The organism is Parashewanella sp. 2304DJ23-3, from assembly GCF_056591695.1.
This window is the reverse complement of record NZ_JBWQOH010000011.1, coordinates 76,605-91,848: the sequence shown is the minus strand read 5'-3', so window position 1 is coordinate 91,848 and position 15,244 is coordinate 76,605. Positions and strand designations below refer to the sequence as shown.

At 40.8% G+C, this 15,244-nt stretch carries 14 protein-coding genes; 4 read left to right on the top strand and 10 right to left on the bottom strand.

Going from position 1 to position 15,244, the window contains the following annotated elements; genetic code table 11:
• Positions 1-54: 54 nt before the first annotated feature.
• Positions 55-1,356, bottom strand: a complete 1,302-nt coding sequence (locus tag AC1EU2_RS16460) for an amidohydrolase (RefSeq protein WP_480299372.1) — start codon at positions 1,354-1,356, stop codon at positions 55-57.
• A gap of 118 nt (positions 1,357-1,474) precedes the next feature.
• A complete protein-coding gene (locus AC1EU2_RS16455) occupies positions 1,475-2,701 on the bottom strand; it encodes a hypothetical protein (protein ID WP_480299371.1) in 1,227 nt (408 codons plus the stop codon).
• A 193-nt stretch (positions 2,702-2,894) separates the two neighbouring features.
• Here AC1EU2_RS16455 and AC1EU2_RS16450 point away from each other — a divergent pair, with 193 nt between their 5' ends.
• The 4 genes from AC1EU2_RS16450 to AC1EU2_RS16435 all read left to right on the top strand — a co-directional run bounded on the left by AC1EU2_RS16450 (position 2,895) and on the right by AC1EU2_RS16435 (position 6,487).
• Positions 2,895-3,698, top strand: a complete 804-nt coding sequence (locus tag AC1EU2_RS16450) for a hypothetical protein (RefSeq protein ID WP_480299370.1) — start codon at positions 2,895-2,897, stop codon at positions 3,696-3,698.
• Between the two features lie 86 nt (positions 3,699-3,784).
• Positions 3,785-4,582 (top strand): putative porin, encoded by a 798-nt coding sequence (locus AC1EU2_RS16445; RefSeq protein ID WP_480299369.1) that lies wholly within the window; start codon positions 3,785-3,787, stop codon positions 4,580-4,582.
• A gap of 105 nt (positions 4,583-4,687) precedes the next feature.
• The gene (locus tag AC1EU2_RS16440) at positions 4,688-5,500 is read left to right on the top strand and encodes a putative porin (protein ID WP_480299368.1); all 813 of its coding nucleotides are present in this window, start codon (positions 4,688-4,690) and stop codon (positions 5,498-5,500) included.
• Positions 5,501-5,656: 156 nt separating this feature from the next.
• Positions 5,657-6,487, top strand: a complete 831-nt coding sequence (locus AC1EU2_RS16435; protein ID WP_480299367.1) for a putative porin — start codon at positions 5,657-5,659, stop codon at positions 6,485-6,487.
• A gap of 45 nt (positions 6,488-6,532) precedes the next feature.
• On the opposite strand, the gene hydA is transcribed toward AC1EU2_RS16435, so the two are convergent.
• The 8 genes from hydA to AC1EU2_RS16395 all read right to left on the bottom strand — a co-directional run bounded on the left by hydA (position 6,533) and on the right by AC1EU2_RS16395 (position 15,172).
• Positions 6,533-7,978: a dihydropyrimidinase gene (gene hydA / locus AC1EU2_RS16430; protein WP_480299366.1), complete on the bottom strand. Its 1,446-nt coding sequence runs from the start codon at positions 7,976-7,978 to the stop codon at positions 6,533-6,535.
• The gene (locus tag AC1EU2_RS16425) at positions 7,978-9,219 is read right to left on the bottom strand and encodes a Zn-dependent hydrolase (RefSeq protein WP_480299365.1); all 1,242 of its coding nucleotides are present in this window, start codon (positions 9,217-9,219) and stop codon (positions 7,978-7,980) included. Before AC1EU2_RS16425 ends, hydA begins: the two co-directional genes overlap by 1 nt.
• Before the next feature lie 15 nt (positions 9,220-9,234).
• The gene (locus AC1EU2_RS16420; RefSeq protein WP_480299364.1) at positions 9,235-10,734 is read right to left on the bottom strand and encodes a CoA-acylating methylmalonate-semialdehyde dehydrogenase; all 1,500 of its coding nucleotides are present in this window, start codon (positions 10,732-10,734) and stop codon (positions 9,235-9,237) included.
• Between the two features lie 98 nt (positions 10,735-10,832).
• Positions 10,833-12,149, bottom strand: a complete 1,317-nt coding sequence (aptA, locus tag AC1EU2_RS16415) for an omega-aminotransferase AptA (RefSeq protein WP_480299363.1) — start codon at positions 12,147-12,149, stop codon at positions 10,833-10,835.
• 211 nt (positions 12,150-12,360) lie between these two features.
• On the bottom strand, positions 12,361-13,443 hold the full coding sequence (locus tag AC1EU2_RS16410) for a hypothetical protein (protein ID WP_480299362.1): 1,083 nt from the start codon (positions 13,441-13,443) through the stop codon (positions 12,361-12,363).
• 82 nt (positions 13,444-13,525) lie between these two features.
• Positions 13,526-14,179 (bottom strand): class I SAM-dependent methyltransferase, encoded by a 654-nt coding sequence (locus AC1EU2_RS16405; RefSeq protein ID WP_480299361.1) that lies wholly within the window; start codon positions 14,177-14,179, stop codon positions 13,526-13,528.
• The gene (locus AC1EU2_RS16400; RefSeq protein WP_480299360.1) at positions 14,172-14,543 is read right to left on the bottom strand and encodes a hypothetical protein; all 372 of its coding nucleotides are present in this window, start codon (positions 14,541-14,543) and stop codon (positions 14,172-14,174) included. The genes AC1EU2_RS16405 and AC1EU2_RS16400 overlap by 8 nt, the downstream gene beginning before the upstream one ends.
• Before the next feature lie 35 nt (positions 14,544-14,578).
• Positions 14,579-15,172 (bottom strand): tRNA-uridine aminocarboxypropyltransferase, encoded by a 594-nt coding sequence (locus tag AC1EU2_RS16395; protein ID WP_480299359.1) that lies wholly within the window; start codon positions 15,170-15,172, stop codon positions 14,579-14,581.
• Between the last annotated feature and the right edge of the window lie 72 nt (positions 15,173-15,244).

Here is a 15,244-nt window from a genome sequence, read left to right as displayed (position 1 = left end):
TTTTATGTTTGTAATTAAGGCCTTGATATTTGACCTTAATTGTCTCGATTCAATTTAGTTATTTACGTTTAGCTCTGTCATCGCTAATTTAGTCATCGCCTCTACCCCAATTTTGAATGCAGATTCATCCGCATAAAAATGAGGTGAGTGGTTACTGGCAACAGTTTTTAAGTCTTGATCGGGTGGCGTAACGCCTAGAAAAAGGAAGAGTCCTGGCGTTTCCAATGCATAATAAGAAAAGTCTTCTGCACCTGTAATTAAGCTGGGTTCGATCAATTTGCCTTCATCAACAACCGTGGCCAGCACTGGTCGCATTTTTGCTACTAATTCAGGATTGTTGACGGTAACCGGATAACCATCATCAATTTCGGTTGTCGCTGTTGCGCCTAATGTTGCCGCTGCATTCGTGACAATCTCGCCCAGTCGCTTTTTAATGTCTTTTCGCATTGCTTGATCAAACGTGCGAATGGTACCAATAAGCTCAACTTCATCAGGAATAATGTTTGAACGTACACCACCATTGATGGCACCAAAGCTGACGACTGCAGGAGCTTTTGTCACATCTACTTGGCGGCTGATGATGGTTTGGACACTATTGATCACTTGCGCAGACGCTACGATCGGGTCGACACCTTGCCATGGGCGAGAGCCGTGGGTTTGTTTACCTTTTACCTTAATGGTAAATGAATCTTCACTGGCCATCGCAGGGCCACTGCGAAGTGCAATTGTGCCGGTATGCATGCTAGAGCTGACGTGTAAGCCGAACACTTTTTCAGGCTTTCTCGCTTTAAACAAACCTTCCTTGAGCATTAACTCAGCACCACCTTCTTCCCCGTCAGGTGCACCTTCTTCTGCAGGCTGGAAAATAAACATCACATCGCCTGCTAATTGATCTTTAATTTTTGTGAGATTGTGAGCCACACCTAATAACATCGCCACATGGGTATCATGACCGCAGGCATGCATGACTCCAACGTTGTTACCTCTATATTCGGTTGTAGCTTTGGAAGCAAAAGGTAAATCAACTTGCTCGGTAACTGGCAGCGCATCCATATCCGCACGCAGCGCAATCAAAGGGCCCTGCTTACCACCTTTTAAAATTCCTACAACGCCTGTGTGTGCAACGCCAGTTTGTACTTCAAGTCCTAACTCACGTAATTCCTTAGCAACCAATTCGCTGGTTTTAAATTCTCGATTAGAGAGCTCCGGATATTGATGAAGTTGCCTGCGCAGTTCAATGACCCTGGCTTCAACATCACTGGTAAGTGCTTTTGCATCTGCAGCATAAGTTTGAGTAAAAGGAAGAATTGCCGTCACTAAAGAGAGCATAGATAACGACTTTTTTAAGTTAAACATAGCGATCCATTCCATATTATTTTGAACGCTACGTTACCGATTTTTTTACAAATTGTTAACCAATGATCGATTTTTTTAGTAACTAAGTGTGAACATCTATTGCCTGTTTTTTTGATGGCTAAGGTTTTACTGTTGATGACTGTACTTTCACTGCCTCTCCTTGTGAGTATTGAGGTAGTGTACTCTGTACCCATTTCGTTGCCGTCGTATCTTGATCTTGATTAAACATGAGCAAATGCACACCATTTGGATGTTGGAGTGAAACGTAACTCGGGATTTGTAACTGGACGTATGAAATATTGCTCTGATGCTTATCCAAATGTTTTTGGAAATTATCACCAAGTAAAATCAAGGTGAATGGTGCTTTGAAGTCTTTTGTAAATTCACATAGATCTTTAAGCATGTCTTCTTCAATGGCTGCAGCGATAAATACCATCGGCTTATCAGTAGCATAATTTTTGATGACCTTTTTTTGTTCATATGGATATACTTTTTCACTCCCAAACTTTTTTTGAGGTGGAGTTTTATCCGTGGCATACCCTTTTAAGCCCAATTCCTCGCCATTGCTCTCTTTGAGTGCGACTGTGGTCATAGCTCTGCCTGCACCAATTTCGACAAACCCTCGATCTCCTCTCGGTAACGCTTTTATCACCACTTTTAAATCCTCAGCTAGCTCAGCGCTGGGGATCTGATACAGCTGTAACTGAGTTGTAATATAGAGGTGAGCAAAGCTAATAAACTCTGGCATTGTGGCTTTTTCTAAGATTTGATCCCGTCTTTCTCCGCCTACAGTTCCATCACGTAAATGTTCTTCAATAACTTTTAAGTGAACAAGCGATTTAGGGACTTTATCATCATTGAGTTCCGCAATGGTTCGCATTAGTGCCTTCGCAGCTGCGACATCTTCTTTTGAGATGGAACTATCACTTTCGAGCATTCGAACGCACTCCACCAGCCCAAGTAAAATCTCGTCTTTCTTATAGACACCACCCAGTTTAATGTCTTTGTCTACTGACTTAAAAAGCGAAACTTGAGGACTTCTTGAAGCCTGCATACCTGAATGTTGACTCTCAAAAGCATCTGCAGCATCAAAGTCATGAAATGATCTTGCATTAACTAAATTAGCAAGGGCTTGTTGTTGGTTTACGTCCAATTTATAGAGGTATTGAAAACACTCTAAGCCATCCGGAGGACGATTATAAATACGGTGCGCTTTTCCTTGCGTGTAGGGTTCACTCAACTTACTTTTTAATACTTCTGCTAAACCGCTTAGCTGGTAATTTGCCTGAGATTGTAAATAGTTTGGCGATAATGATATCGATGGTTTTGCAGCTGCGTCAGTCATGATTTTGCCCTTATGACTAATATACTATTCGAGCATACCACTTCACCTTGTGACTTAATTAAATGGACAGATTAAACTTGATTAATTCTTATTTATCTTATTCATTGAGATCGATTAAATTTAAGCAAATATCAAATTTATAACTACACTTTCATTGGATTTGAAATATTACTTTCATGGAGGAAAGATCCCAATGAATTCGTTATCTAAGCTTATTATCTCTAGTGTTGCGTTAACCAGCTTCAGTGCCTTTTCAGCGCTTGATTTAGACTATCAACATGAAGTGAGCCTACAAGCTAAAGATCAAACAGGCGATTCCAATACCGATACTTATTGGAAAGGTCAATACACCTACTATGCAAAGCCGATAGAGCAAACCAAAGGACCTTATTACCTTAACGCTTTTCTGGCTCATAGCTCTCAGCTGACCCTCATGTATGGTCACAAAAAAGATGACAATGATTACGGCATCAAGGGTAAATGGTTTGTGAGAGATCATTGGTTCATTGCTGGTGAATATGAACGAGCTGAACTTTACGGTGACTACTTTGATAGATATCATTTTGAAGTTGGTAACTACATCAATGACTACACCAAAGTGTATGTATCAGCAGAACGTGATGACTTGGGCGATAAAGACGGTAAGCTAGAAATCGATACATACAGCCTTGGCGTTAAAAGCTTTATCTCACTGCCTAATGATACCGGGGTATTACTAAAAGCGGCTTATTTATTTAAGGACGTTGAAACCGGTGCTCCAAAGTCAGATACCAATAACATCAAACTGCATGCTGAGTATTTCTTTAATCAATCATTTTCTATCGATGCCCACTATGAAAATGGAAATAATGATGATGCTCAATATGGTGTTAGAGCCGCCTACTTTATTCGTATCTTAGACAACTTATCTTTAGATCTCACAGCGGGTAAATATTTTGAGCCAGAGGATAAAGACTCAGGCATAAATTGGTCAGCAAGATTCGTTGGACGCTTTTAGTCTAACTAAGATTTGATTTAACTAATTACTCTATAAAGAACTGTCATAAACTCATTGGGTTCATGAATAGTTTGCAAGGATGAATGATGAAATTTAACCGTACCCAACTCGCAATGCTCATCGGCTGTATAAGCTTATCCTCTTATGCGGCTCAAGATGGCAAGTATCACCATGAAGGCAGCATTGGCACATACGACAATACTTCTGTACCAAATTCTGATGCATATTGGATTGGTGACTACACGTATTATGCAAAAGGTGTTGATCAGAATAAGGGACCTTATCGTTTAAATGCATTTTTGGCTCATTCATCACAGGTGCATGTAAAGTATAAACACCGTGATGACTTCGATGCGTACACCATAAAAGGTAAGTTGTTTTTTGGTGACCACTGGTTTGTTGCTGGCTTATACGACTATACCGATGACCTAGGCACAGGTGAAGATACCTATAAGTTAGAGCTTGGTAATTATATTAGTGACACTGCAAAAGTGTATATTTCAGCACAGCGCCTTGAAATTGATACTTCACCATCAAAGTATGACTATGATAAATACGCCATAGGTGCAAAAGGGTTTATTGAAACCAACGGTGATATGGGCTTTTTGCTGAAAGCGGAATACCTTTATAAAAACTATCAATATTCAAAGTATAAATCCGACTCTCACGGTTATTTAGCTGAAGCGGATTACTTCTTCACCAAATCTTTTTCAATCGGTGGTTTTTACTCAGATGGAAATAATGAAGACAAATCCTATGGCGGGCGAGCGAACTACTTCTTACGCCTAACGGATAATTTATCATTGGATTTAGCTGTCGATAAAACATACGAACCCAAAGAAGACGGTACTAATTGGGGGGTAAGGCTTGTTGGCCGCTTTTGAATAAATAAATATTTACAAACAACAAGTTGAACTCAATATAGAACTTGTACTCTAATGAGCTGCCGATATGAAAATATCGGCAGCTTTTTATTACAAGGATGAACTATGAAAATAAAGCAAACGGCTTTTGCCGTCTTTTTGGGATGTTTGAGCTGCTCAACTTTTGCAGCCGACGATAATAACTTTCAACATCAACTCAGTCTTGGTGTTACTGATACCGTAAACAGTGACTATAATACTAATGCCTTTTGGTCTGCAAACTATCAATATTACTTTTCTCCTGTTTCACAGAAGAAAGGACCTTATGCATTGAATGCATGGTTAGCCCAAACCAGTGAATTTGGTGTCAGATTAGGCAGTGGTAATGACTCTCGAAATTACGGCTTAAACGGCAAATATGTTACTGACTCTAACTGGTTCATCAGTGCCAGCTATTTAATGTCAGACCTTGATGCACCTCGTAACCCTTCTATCGATAGATATGGTGCTGCAATAGGCTACTATTTAGATGATTGGACAAGCATCAGTCTCTCTTACGATAAATTCGAGTTTAACAAGGTTTTTGCTGATCCAGAGACAACAAGCTACACATTAAATGCCAGTCGCTTTTTTTCATTTGAAGAAGACAGCGGCTTATTCTTAAGCGCAAGTTTAAGCTATGCCGACTTTGAGCATAATGGCTTTAGCGATGACTCAACATCTTTTGGGATTAGCTCTGATTATTACTTCAATAAATCTTGGTCTGTCGGGGCGAATTATTCTCGAGATAATGAAAATGATGACACTTACGGTCTTCAAACCAGTTATTTTTGGCGAATGTCAGACAGCATCTCTTTAATAACCAACGTAAGTAAAATCTTAGAGCCTGATTCAGGCAGTGGTTTTGGAGTAGGCCTTAATTTGACAGGTAGGTTCTAACTTAACCCTTTGCAAGGTTAGTAAGTTAATTGTTACTAACCTTGAAACCCTTTTATACCAAAGATTAATTTTTCAGCCAAAAATTAGACATCCATAAAATAGCATCTATGCTTTAGCCTGATTTTTACAATTATGTGAAATAAAGGAAGAATGAACATGATGAAATGGACGTCAGCAATCTCAGTATTAAGTTTAAGTGTCATTGGCTTCTCAGCAATGGGAGCACAAGACAAAGACTACCAAAATGAGCTTACTGTGAGTTACATGGATTTCTCTTCAAGTAAGTTAGATGTAGATCCAACATGGGGTGTTCAATACTCTTATTATGGCTCACCTATCTCACAATCGGCGAGCCCATATCAGTTAAATCGCTTCCTATCTCAAACTTCAGTATTGGATTTAGATTATTCAACCACTGACAGTAATCACTCTTATGGTGTTGGTGGTAAGTATGTATTCGACTCCAAATGGTTTATTGGGGGCAATTACGAAAATACTGACACTGGGCCATTCGGTGGTGCTGATATTTATAATATCAATCTTGGTTACTATCTTAATGACTTCACAGCAGTGTATGTTGGAGTCGATAAGGTAGACTCAGATAATCCTCGTAGTGCAATTAACATTAATAGCTACCAGTATGACATTGGTATTAAAAGTTTTATTGAGACGACTTACGGCGAAGGGTTTTACTTCACCGCAGATTACAGCTTTAATGATGACAAAGTTAAAACAGCATTAGGTACCAATAACCTGGATTACAGAGACTGGGGGGTTTCAGTAGATTACTACCTCACCAACGCATTCTCTATTGGTGGTTCATACTCTGATGGTTCTTATGATAATGCTGAAGACACTTATACTGTCAATGCAGCTTACTTCATTCGAATTGTCGATAACATCTCGTTATCGGTGAGAGCAGATAAGACAGTTGAACCAAGCAGTGATGGTTTTACTTATGACATCGGTTTAGTCGGTCGTTTCTAAACTTATGAATGATGCCTACGCTTCTGGGTAGGCATCACCTTTCATTTACAGCTCTCGTTTTACCGTTTTTGCCACTTTCTGTTGATGACTCTTTTCTATGGCTTGATAGTATGAAGCATAAGGCGGGCGGTTAATGTATTTACCTTTACCCGCTTTCACTAAAACTTCGCCACGTCGATAAGCCACTTCTCCCGCCGCAATGGTGTATGCAGGAATACCAGTCATCGTCATGCCCTCATAGATATTAAAATCAACCTTTGAATGTTGATTGATGACAGATAACACTTTACTGGCTTTGGGGTCCCAAATAACTAGATCTGCATCAGAGTTAACTTGAATAGCACCTTTTCTTGGATAGATATTAAAAATTTTCGCTGCATTAGTGGACGTTACAGCAACAAATTCATTCATCGTAAGTTGCCCTGAATTAACGCCATTATTCCATAGCACCATCAAGCGCTCCTCCACTGAAGAAACACCGTTTGGGATCTTAGTAAAATCATTTTTACCCATGGCTTTTTGTTCTGCGCAAAATGCACAGTGATCTGTTGCCGTTGTTTGCAGCGCTCCCGACTTTAGTCCATTCCAAAGTGCTTGCTGATGATTTTTAGGTCTAAAAGGTGGACTCATGACATGTGCAGCAGCATGCAACCAGTTTTTATCTTGATAGACACTGTCGTCAATCGTTAAATGTGCGGCTAAACACTCTCCAAAGACGCGCTGCCCATTCTCTGTTGCATAACGAATAGCATCGAGTGTTTGGCTGGCCGAAACATGCACTAAATAGAGTGGACTACCCAGTGTATCAGCAATACTAATTGCACGATTAGCCGCTTCTGATTCTACAATCGGTGGTCTTGATAAAGGGTGCGCTTCAGGCCCTGTGATACCTCGTTCTAATAATGACTGCTGTAAGTGATACACCAATTCACCATTTTCGGCATGTACGGTTGGAATCGCACCGAGTTCAATGCAGCGGCTAAAGCTGGCGATCATCATATCATCGGTAGCCATAATGGCGTTTTTGTATGCCATAAAGTGCTTAAAACTGTTTACTCCATGTTTCTCTACTAACGTCTGCATGTCCCGAGATACTGAATCATCCCACCACGTTATCGCCACATGAAAGCTATAGTCACATGTGGCTTTTTCTGCCCAACCACGCCATTGGTGGTAAGCCTCCAATATGTTCTGCTGCGGATTTGGGATGACAAAGTCGATGATCATCGTAGTACCACCAGCTAACGCTGCTTTGGTACCTGATTCAAAATCATCTATTGCGACCGTTCCCATAAATGGCAATTGCATGTGCGTGTGAGGATCAATCCCTCCCGGCATAATCAACAATCCTTGTGCATCAATCACCTCAGTGACGTTTTCAACTGAAATATTGTCATTAATTTGTGTAATCACACCGTCTTCGCATAACACATCTGCAAAGTAACTTTGCTCATGAGTAACAACCTGACCATTTTTGATTAGTAGACGCATTACTTAGCTTCCTCTGCAAGACGTTGACTGGCGGCCAACATACTATGAAGAAGTACATTTGCCCCAGCTTCGCACTGTTGCGGCGTAGTGTTCTCAATTTCGTTATGGCTGATGCCATTCTCACACGGCGTAAAGACCATTCCTGATGGCACAATGTCGGCCATATAACAGGCATCATGGCCAGCTCCTGCCACGATATCCATATGACTGTACCCAACCTTTTCAGCGGCTTTTTTCACATCATCCGATGCTTGAAACGTAACGGGTGCGAAATACCAAAAATGATCAACATCTATGTCGACCTGACGAGCCGAAGCAATGCTCTGACACGTACGATTAAATTCATCATGCATAGACTCAAGCACATCTGGATGCGGGTTCCGTAGATCAACACTAAAACGAACTTGCCCAGGAATCGTATTTCTCGAGTTTGGCATTACTTGCATAAAACCTGTTGTACCAACTGCATGCTCATTCTTTAATGCGATTTTTTCGACTTCAGTGACCACTTCACAACTGGCGGCCAATGCATCTTTACGTAACCCCATAGGAGTTGTACCTGAATGAGACTCTTGCCCGTTAACGACTACATCGTACCAACGGATCCCTTGCCCTAATCGAACAATGCCGACCTCTTTGGATTGATTTTCAAGTATTGGGCCTTGCTCAATATGGGTTTCAAAAAAAGCCCCGAAGTTACGTTTCCCAATGGGCTCACTTCCTAAATAGCCTATGCGCTCCAATTCGTCTTTTAACTTATGCCCATCGACATCCGTTTTATTCCATTCGGTTTCTAAATCGAAACGCCCAACATACACACCAGAACCTTGCATTGCCGGCTGAAAGCGTGAACCTTCCTCGTTGGTCCATACGCTGAACTCAAACGGGGTTTCAGTTTCTATGTTGTTATCATTGAGCGTTCTTAGGACTTCTATCCCGGCCAAGACGCCAAACACACCATCAAACTTGCCTCCTGTTGGTTGAGTATCAAGATGACTCCCGGTCGCAACCGAAGGCAAATGGGCATGTAAGCCCTGACGTTTGGCGAAGATGTTTCCGAACTGATCGATACTGATCTCGCACCCTGCCTCTTTACACCATTGACAAAATAAGTCTCTGGCTTTTTTATCGTTATCCGTCAGGGCAAGCCGGTTGCATCCCCCTTTTTCAGTCAACCCAAACTGAGCCATGATCATCAAAGACTCCCATAACCTTTCAGCATTAACTTTGAGTTCTTGCATCACATACCTCTTAACTTAGCTGGGAAAAGAAAACTGGGCTTGTTGCTCTAAATTTGCCAGCCAACGAGCCGTAATGGTTTTCCTTTGAGTGTAAAACCTAACGGCGTCTGGCCCGTAAGCACTTAAATCCCCAAAAATTGATTGCTTCCAGCCACCAAAGCTATGACTGGCCATAGGTACTGGCAATGGCACATTAATGCCAACCATGCCGACTTCAATCGCTTGACTAAATTCACGGGCGTCATAGCCATTTTGAGTAAAAATGCAGGTACCATTGCCATAATGGTGATTATTGATAAGCTTTATCGCATCAGCCAATGATGACACTCGAACAAGGCACAATACGGGTCCAAAAATTTCCTGTTGATAAATGTCCATTTCGGGTGTGACATGATCAAATAAGCTGCCTCCGAGAAAATAACCTTGCTCAAACTCAGCACTTGAGCCACTCAAGTGGAACTGTCGTCCATCAACAACGAGAGCTGCACCTTGCTCTACTCCTCTTCCAATTAAATCTAGAACCCTGGCTTTATGCCCCGCAGAGATCAATGGCCCCATATTGTTTTCTTCATCAAAGCCAGAGCCAATTTTGAGATTTTCAATCAGAGGCGTTAACTTAGCTGTGAGTGATTCTGCGATGTCATCACCCACAACCACAGCAACAGATATGGCCATGCAACGCTCACCGCAAGAGCCAAACGCTGCGCCCATCAATGATTGAGCGACAAGATCAATATTTGCATCCGGCATAACCACCGCATGGTTTTTTGCGCCACCGAGCGCTTGGCAACGCATGTCAGCCATCGTAGCTTGACGATAGAGCTCTTTCGCAACTGGCGTTGACCCTACAAAACTTAACGCTTGAATTCTCTTATCTTGGAGTAAGGCTTCAACCGTTTCGGCATTACCGTTGATGACATTGAGCACCCCAGGAGGGAAACCCGCCATCTGTGCAAGTTTACAGATAAAATAAGGCGCACTCGGTGCTTGCTCAGAAGGTTTTAGGATGAAAGTATTGCCGCACATAACGGCTATCGGCCACATCCACAAGGGCACCATTGCAGGAAAATTAAATGGTGTTACCCCTAAGACAACGCCTAAAGGCTGAAGCTCGCTCCATGAATCATGTTGACTGCTGATATTAGGCGAATGCTCACCTTTTAATAGCTGTGCGATGCCACAAGCAAATTCGATGTTCTCAATCCCTCGATTCAATTCACCTCTGGCATCATCTAATACTTTGCCGTGCTCTTCTGTTAGCAAGTTACACACTTCATTCGCATGCTGCTCGAGTAGTGTTTTAAATCGAAATAAAATTTTTGCCCGTTGGCTAATTGATGTTTGTTTCCAACTTTTAAAGGCCATCGTAGCGGCATAAACCACTTCTTCTACAATCAATTTAGACGCACATTCGACCTCAGCGGTTTGCATTGCTGTCGCAGGGTTGGTTACCGGTAGCGTATATTGATTTTCAGAAAATGGTTCGCCATTAATCAAATGAGAAAGGTACTTCATTGATACTCCTTTCGTGACTCAATCATGTGTTCATGTTGATATTTTTACTGAGATAAGAATCAAAAAATGAGTGGCTCATGACTCACTCATTATTTTAATTAAAGCTTGGCAAGCACATCTGATAATGCATTTATCACATCATCAATTTGTGTCTGTTCAATAATGAAAGGCGGTGCAAATTGAATCGTATCGCCGCCCCATCGCACGTAGAAGCCCTTATTCCACATAGACATCGCAATCTCATAAGGTCTTTGAGTTACAGAATCTTTATAGGGATCAATGGTAAAGCCAGCGGCTAAACCATAATTTCTGATGTCGGTGATCGCATTGGAGTCTCGTAGGCTGTGAACCGCTTGCTCAAAATACCCAGCCATTGATTTAACTTGTTGTGGAATTTTCTGTGTTTCTAAAACTGTCAAACAGGCGCTTGCCGCCGCACACGCAACGGGATGACCTGAATAGGTATAACCGTGAGGTAATTCAACGTCATGAAGTGGCTTATCGGTTTGCATAAACGTTTGATAAATTTCACTACTGCAAACAACAGCACCCATCGGAATAACACCATTGGTCAATTGTTTCGCGAGGTTCATGATATCGGGTGTGACACCAAACTCTTGGGCGCCGAACATCGATCCTGTGCGGCCAAAACCCGTAATGACTTCATCAAAAATTAACAGGATATTATGCTGGTCGCAGATTTCTCGAAGTCGTTGCAAATAACCAACGGGAGGAATGATAACGCCCGCTGAACCAGAAAACGGTTCAACAATCACCGCAGCAATATTTGACGCATCATGCAGTGCAATGATTTCAAATAACTCGTCAGCTAAGTATGCTCCCGTTGTTGGCATCCCCTTTGTGAATCGGTTTTCATCCAATAACGTATGCGGTAGGTGGTCAGAGTCTATCGCCTGTCCCCAAATTTTACGATTCCCGCCTATTCCACCAAAGCTGACCCCACCCCAACTAGCGCCATGGTAGCCCTTCATTCTACCAATGATCTTTGTTTTTGATGCTAGCCCTTTTTCTCGCCAATAGCCTCGAGCAATTTTAGTGGCTGTATCAGCAGATTCCGATCCTGAGTTAGTATAAAACACATGATTTAATGGTTCGGGTGTCAGACGAGTAATTTGTTCCGCAAGCTCATGAGCTTTAGGGTGAGAAAACTGAAACGTCGGGGCATAATCCAGTTCATTGAGTTGTTGCTGAACAGCAGTGGTAATATCTGGTTGCCGATGCCCAAGGCCACACGTCCATAGCCCTGAGAGTCCATCAATGATTTTTCTGCCATTACTGTCAATTAAATAGACCCCTTCTGCACCGTGTATCATTCTGGGATCTGACTTAAATTGCCGATTCGCCGAATAAGGTAACCAATAGGCATCAAGTGCTGAATTAGATCTACTTACCATCTTCTTTCCTCAACGTGCTGAATATAATCAACATAATTTGGACTCGAAGTCAGTAAATCTATCAGCTTGATTATTAACCTTTGCTGAATATCACAACATCATTAGACTTTTGCGCTTAGTTTCATAGAATTTACCTTATAGCAAAAATGTGATTGAAGTATAAGGTATCTAATAGAGGTTATTCATTCTTATGTAACACGGATATTTTAATCTACCCTTTAAGGGTTGAAACGGGGTTAGGTTTTGCGCTCAATATGTATTTTTGTGGAATAACTGAAACACACTTCTTATATTCGGCTTCCGTATAATTAAACGCAATTAAGCCAACACCGTTTGTTGGTTTCATTTTAAAATAATCGTTTAACTTTAGATCTAACTTCTGTGCATTAGCAAATTTGGAAATGATGTCTTGATGTTGGCATCCAATCAATACAACTAAGAATGGTTCATTTATTGATTTAGAGAGAGAGCAAACTTCAGTAATCATTTCACTGGTTGCTGCACTGAATAAATAAATTGGCTTTTCCCCTTCATACCCCTTGATTACGTTGTTTAACTTACATTTTTGTACATGAGTACCAGCAAACGTATCGCCCGGAACTTTTTTATCTGTTGCTTTTACATTTAGTTTTGAAGCAACTAATGCAGCGGTTAAATGTGCTTTTCCAGCTCCAACTTCAATAAATGGCTTTTCGAAGTGTGCAAACAATTCTGCAAAATCTTGTGCAAACGTAGAACTGAAGACTTGATACAGCTGGCTGCCTATCTCAAAGAAGTTACAAACATGCGCAATAAACTCTTGGCTAAATTTATTACCAGATAGGAAAACAAATTCGCCTTGCTGCTCAAACGTAACATCTAAAGCCGCAGTTAAATCTGAACACCCTCCAAATCGTTCTGGAATAACATTTTTCCTAAGTATATTCGCAACTTTGAGTGTTTCTTTCATCGAGGAAGTTTGAGCTAATGTAGGCGCAACCTTTGGTGAAATGTCCCTTAATATTTCCATAGCTCTAATTAACTCAGACATAGCAATCAACATCTTATCTGAATTTACCTTTGAGACGTCATGGTGATTAACTTGATTGCGGATCACTCTAATGTACTTCATATATTCCAACGAATTGATTGGTCCATATTGAGAGTACAATTCATCAAGCTCTTCTATACCTTCAGGAGGACTGTCAAAAACACTCTGTGAAGCAGTATCTCCGGAAAGATCTACTTCAACTTTTTTTTGCTTTTGGATCCATTCAGGACTTAAAGATCTCAAACCATGATTAGAAACCGACATAAAAAATATTAAACAAAAAAGTCATAAGTTAATTATATCAAACTGTTCATAAAGTCATCATTAACTCATTATTTAATATTCTTTATTTTTGGAGGTTATATTTCCAAAAAAGCACAACATCCTTTTCAATACATTTAAACTTCCAATTGAATGAATCGGCCAACCATTCGAAGGTAGCAACAGAATAAAAACAGATATGAGTTGGATCATTCTTATAATGCCAACGACTAAAAGCCTCTTTATCAATCACTCTTTTGGTCATCAATGCTAATTGTCCATTTGCTGTTAACAAGCGATTAAAGAGTTCAAATGTACCTTTGGCATCATAGATATGCTCGATCACTTCAGTCGCTGTAATAAAGTCATATTGCTGCTCAAGAACAGACTTATCATTAGCATAAAAGAGATCATAATTACTCATAGCAATACCCGCTTCTTGTGCCATTTTGCTAAGCACTCGACCTTCGCCACAGCCAAAATCTAAGCCCAATTGACTAGAATCGACTCTTTCTAAAATAGGATTTAAACAGCGAGATAAAAAGCATCGATAACCTGAATCATCATCTTGATTATCGTGTTTATCATACTCGGCTTTTTCTTGCTCAACAGTAAGATGAAATGACTTGGGAACTTGAACGAGCTGGCAATGCTGACATTGCCAATATTCACGTTGTTTATCTTGATGGTAAAACGTTAGGGAAGGCTGTTTGCACAACACACAGCATTGATCAGTCATACTTGTCTATTTTTTTCTCTTTTTTGGCTGCTTGCTTAGCATCATGCAGCTGTTTTGACACACGTTTTTTTTGATCAACAAACTGTTTTTGAGAACGCTTTATTTGCTCACTTTCCCAGTCTGGTCTCAGCTGATTTTGCTGTACTTTCAACTCACGTTTTTGAATCTCTGAATTTGCTTGCTGAGCTTTTTTTAGTTGCAACTGTTGCTCTGCACTATATTCCGTCAGCTTTTGTTGAGGCTTTTCTGCAACTTTAGGCGTCCATTTAAGGCGTTTTTTTTCTGAAGCCTGAGCAGGGAATACAAACATGCTGATCAACATCAGTGAAAGTATAACGAGCGACAGTTCCGTTGTCTTTGGCATAACATGGTTCCATTTGCTATCTATAACGCATTGATTTAGCGATATCGTTTTCGTACATCAGCAGGCATAGCCGCCAATTGCTGGGCTATCATAGCATCAAACAAATTTAAAAGTGGAGAAATATTCACCGTTGGCTCTAAGGTCTGAATCCCGAATGCAGCGGCTTCAAGACTCGATAAACTATCACTGCGACTGGCTTTACGAATTTTGTAATTAGACGGTCTGTCTGGCGCAATGCTCAAGTGCGTAAACGCTAATAACCAAGGATTTAACATCAGCATCTTATGCGCTTTTCGCCACGTGCCATCAAGCACAATTAATATCGCATTTTCATTCGACTGGGTGTCACTGATATCTCGGCTGTTATCCGATGGATAAAGCAAATAGACGGGTTTACTCTGTGAAGTTAACCAAGCTCTTAATTCAACAAAATCCGCTTCTGATTCACCCACCACGATTTGTATGTTGGATAAACTCAGTGGCAACAGTCTTACCGAGTTTTTTGCATGTTTCACTTCTGATGGATGCTGCAAAATAATAAGGTGAGTTTCACAATTCACCTTTTCTGCATGCTCACACAAGCAATGAGAAGCAGGAAACTGACAATTTGAACAAAGATGACGTGCCATAAACCATTGAAATAATGAAACCAGTACTTATTTTATCAAGAATTTTTTAAAGCAACTATAGTTATAGCAGGC

Bases quoted from the DNA above. Each gene is read 5' to 3' on its own strand.
- AC1EU2_RS16445 (WP_480299369.1), top strand. From the start codon at position 3,785: ATGAAATTTAACCGTACCCAACTCGCAATGCTCATCGGCTGTATAAGC.
- AC1EU2_RS16450 (WP_480299370.1), top strand. From the start codon at position 2,895: ATGAATTCGTTATCTAAGCTTATTATCTCTAGTGTTGCGTTAACCAGC.
- aptA (WP_480299363.1), bottom strand. From the start codon at position 12,149: ATGGTAAGTAGATCTAATTCAGCACTTGATGCCTATTGGTTACCTTAT.
- AC1EU2_RS16405 (WP_480299361.1), bottom strand. From the start codon at position 14,179: ATGACTGATCAATGCTGTGTGTTGTGCAAACAGCCTTCCCTAACGTTT.
- AC1EU2_RS16420 (WP_480299364.1), bottom strand. From the start codon at position 10,734: ATGAAGTACCTTTCTCATTTGATTAATGGCGAACCATTTTCTGAAAAT.
- AC1EU2_RS16395 (WP_480299359.1), bottom strand. From the start codon at position 15,172: ATGGCACGTCATCTTTGTTCAAATTGTCAGTTTCCTGCTTCTCATTGC.
- AC1EU2_RS16400 (WP_480299360.1), bottom strand. From the start codon at position 14,543: ATGCCAAAGACAACGGAACTGTCGCTCGTTATACTTTCACTGATGTTG.
- AC1EU2_RS16460 (WP_480299372.1), bottom strand. From the start codon at position 1,356: ATGTTTAACTTAAAAAAGTCGTTATCTATGCTCTCTTTAGTGACGGCA.
- hydA (WP_480299366.1), bottom strand. From the start codon at position 7,978: ATGCGTCTACTAATCAAAAATGGTCAGGTTGTTACTCATGAGCAAAGT.
- AC1EU2_RS16440 (WP_480299368.1), top strand. From the start codon at position 4,688: ATGAAAATAAAGCAAACGGCTTTTGCCGTCTTTTTGGGATGTTTGAGC.
- AC1EU2_RS16410 (WP_480299362.1), bottom strand. From the start codon at position 13,443: ATGTCGGTTTCTAATCATGGTTTGAGATCTTTAAGTCCTGAATGGATC.
- AC1EU2_RS16425 (WP_480299365.1), bottom strand. From the start codon at position 9,219: ATGCAAGAACTCAAAGTTAATGCTGAAAGGTTATGGGAGTCTTTGATG.
- AC1EU2_RS16455 (WP_480299371.1), bottom strand. From the start codon at position 2,701: ATGACTGACGCAGCTGCAAAACCATCGATATCATTATCGCCAAACTAT.
- AC1EU2_RS16435 (WP_480299367.1), top strand. From the start codon at position 5,657: ATGATGAAATGGACGTCAGCAATCTCAGTATTAAGTTTAAGTGTCATT.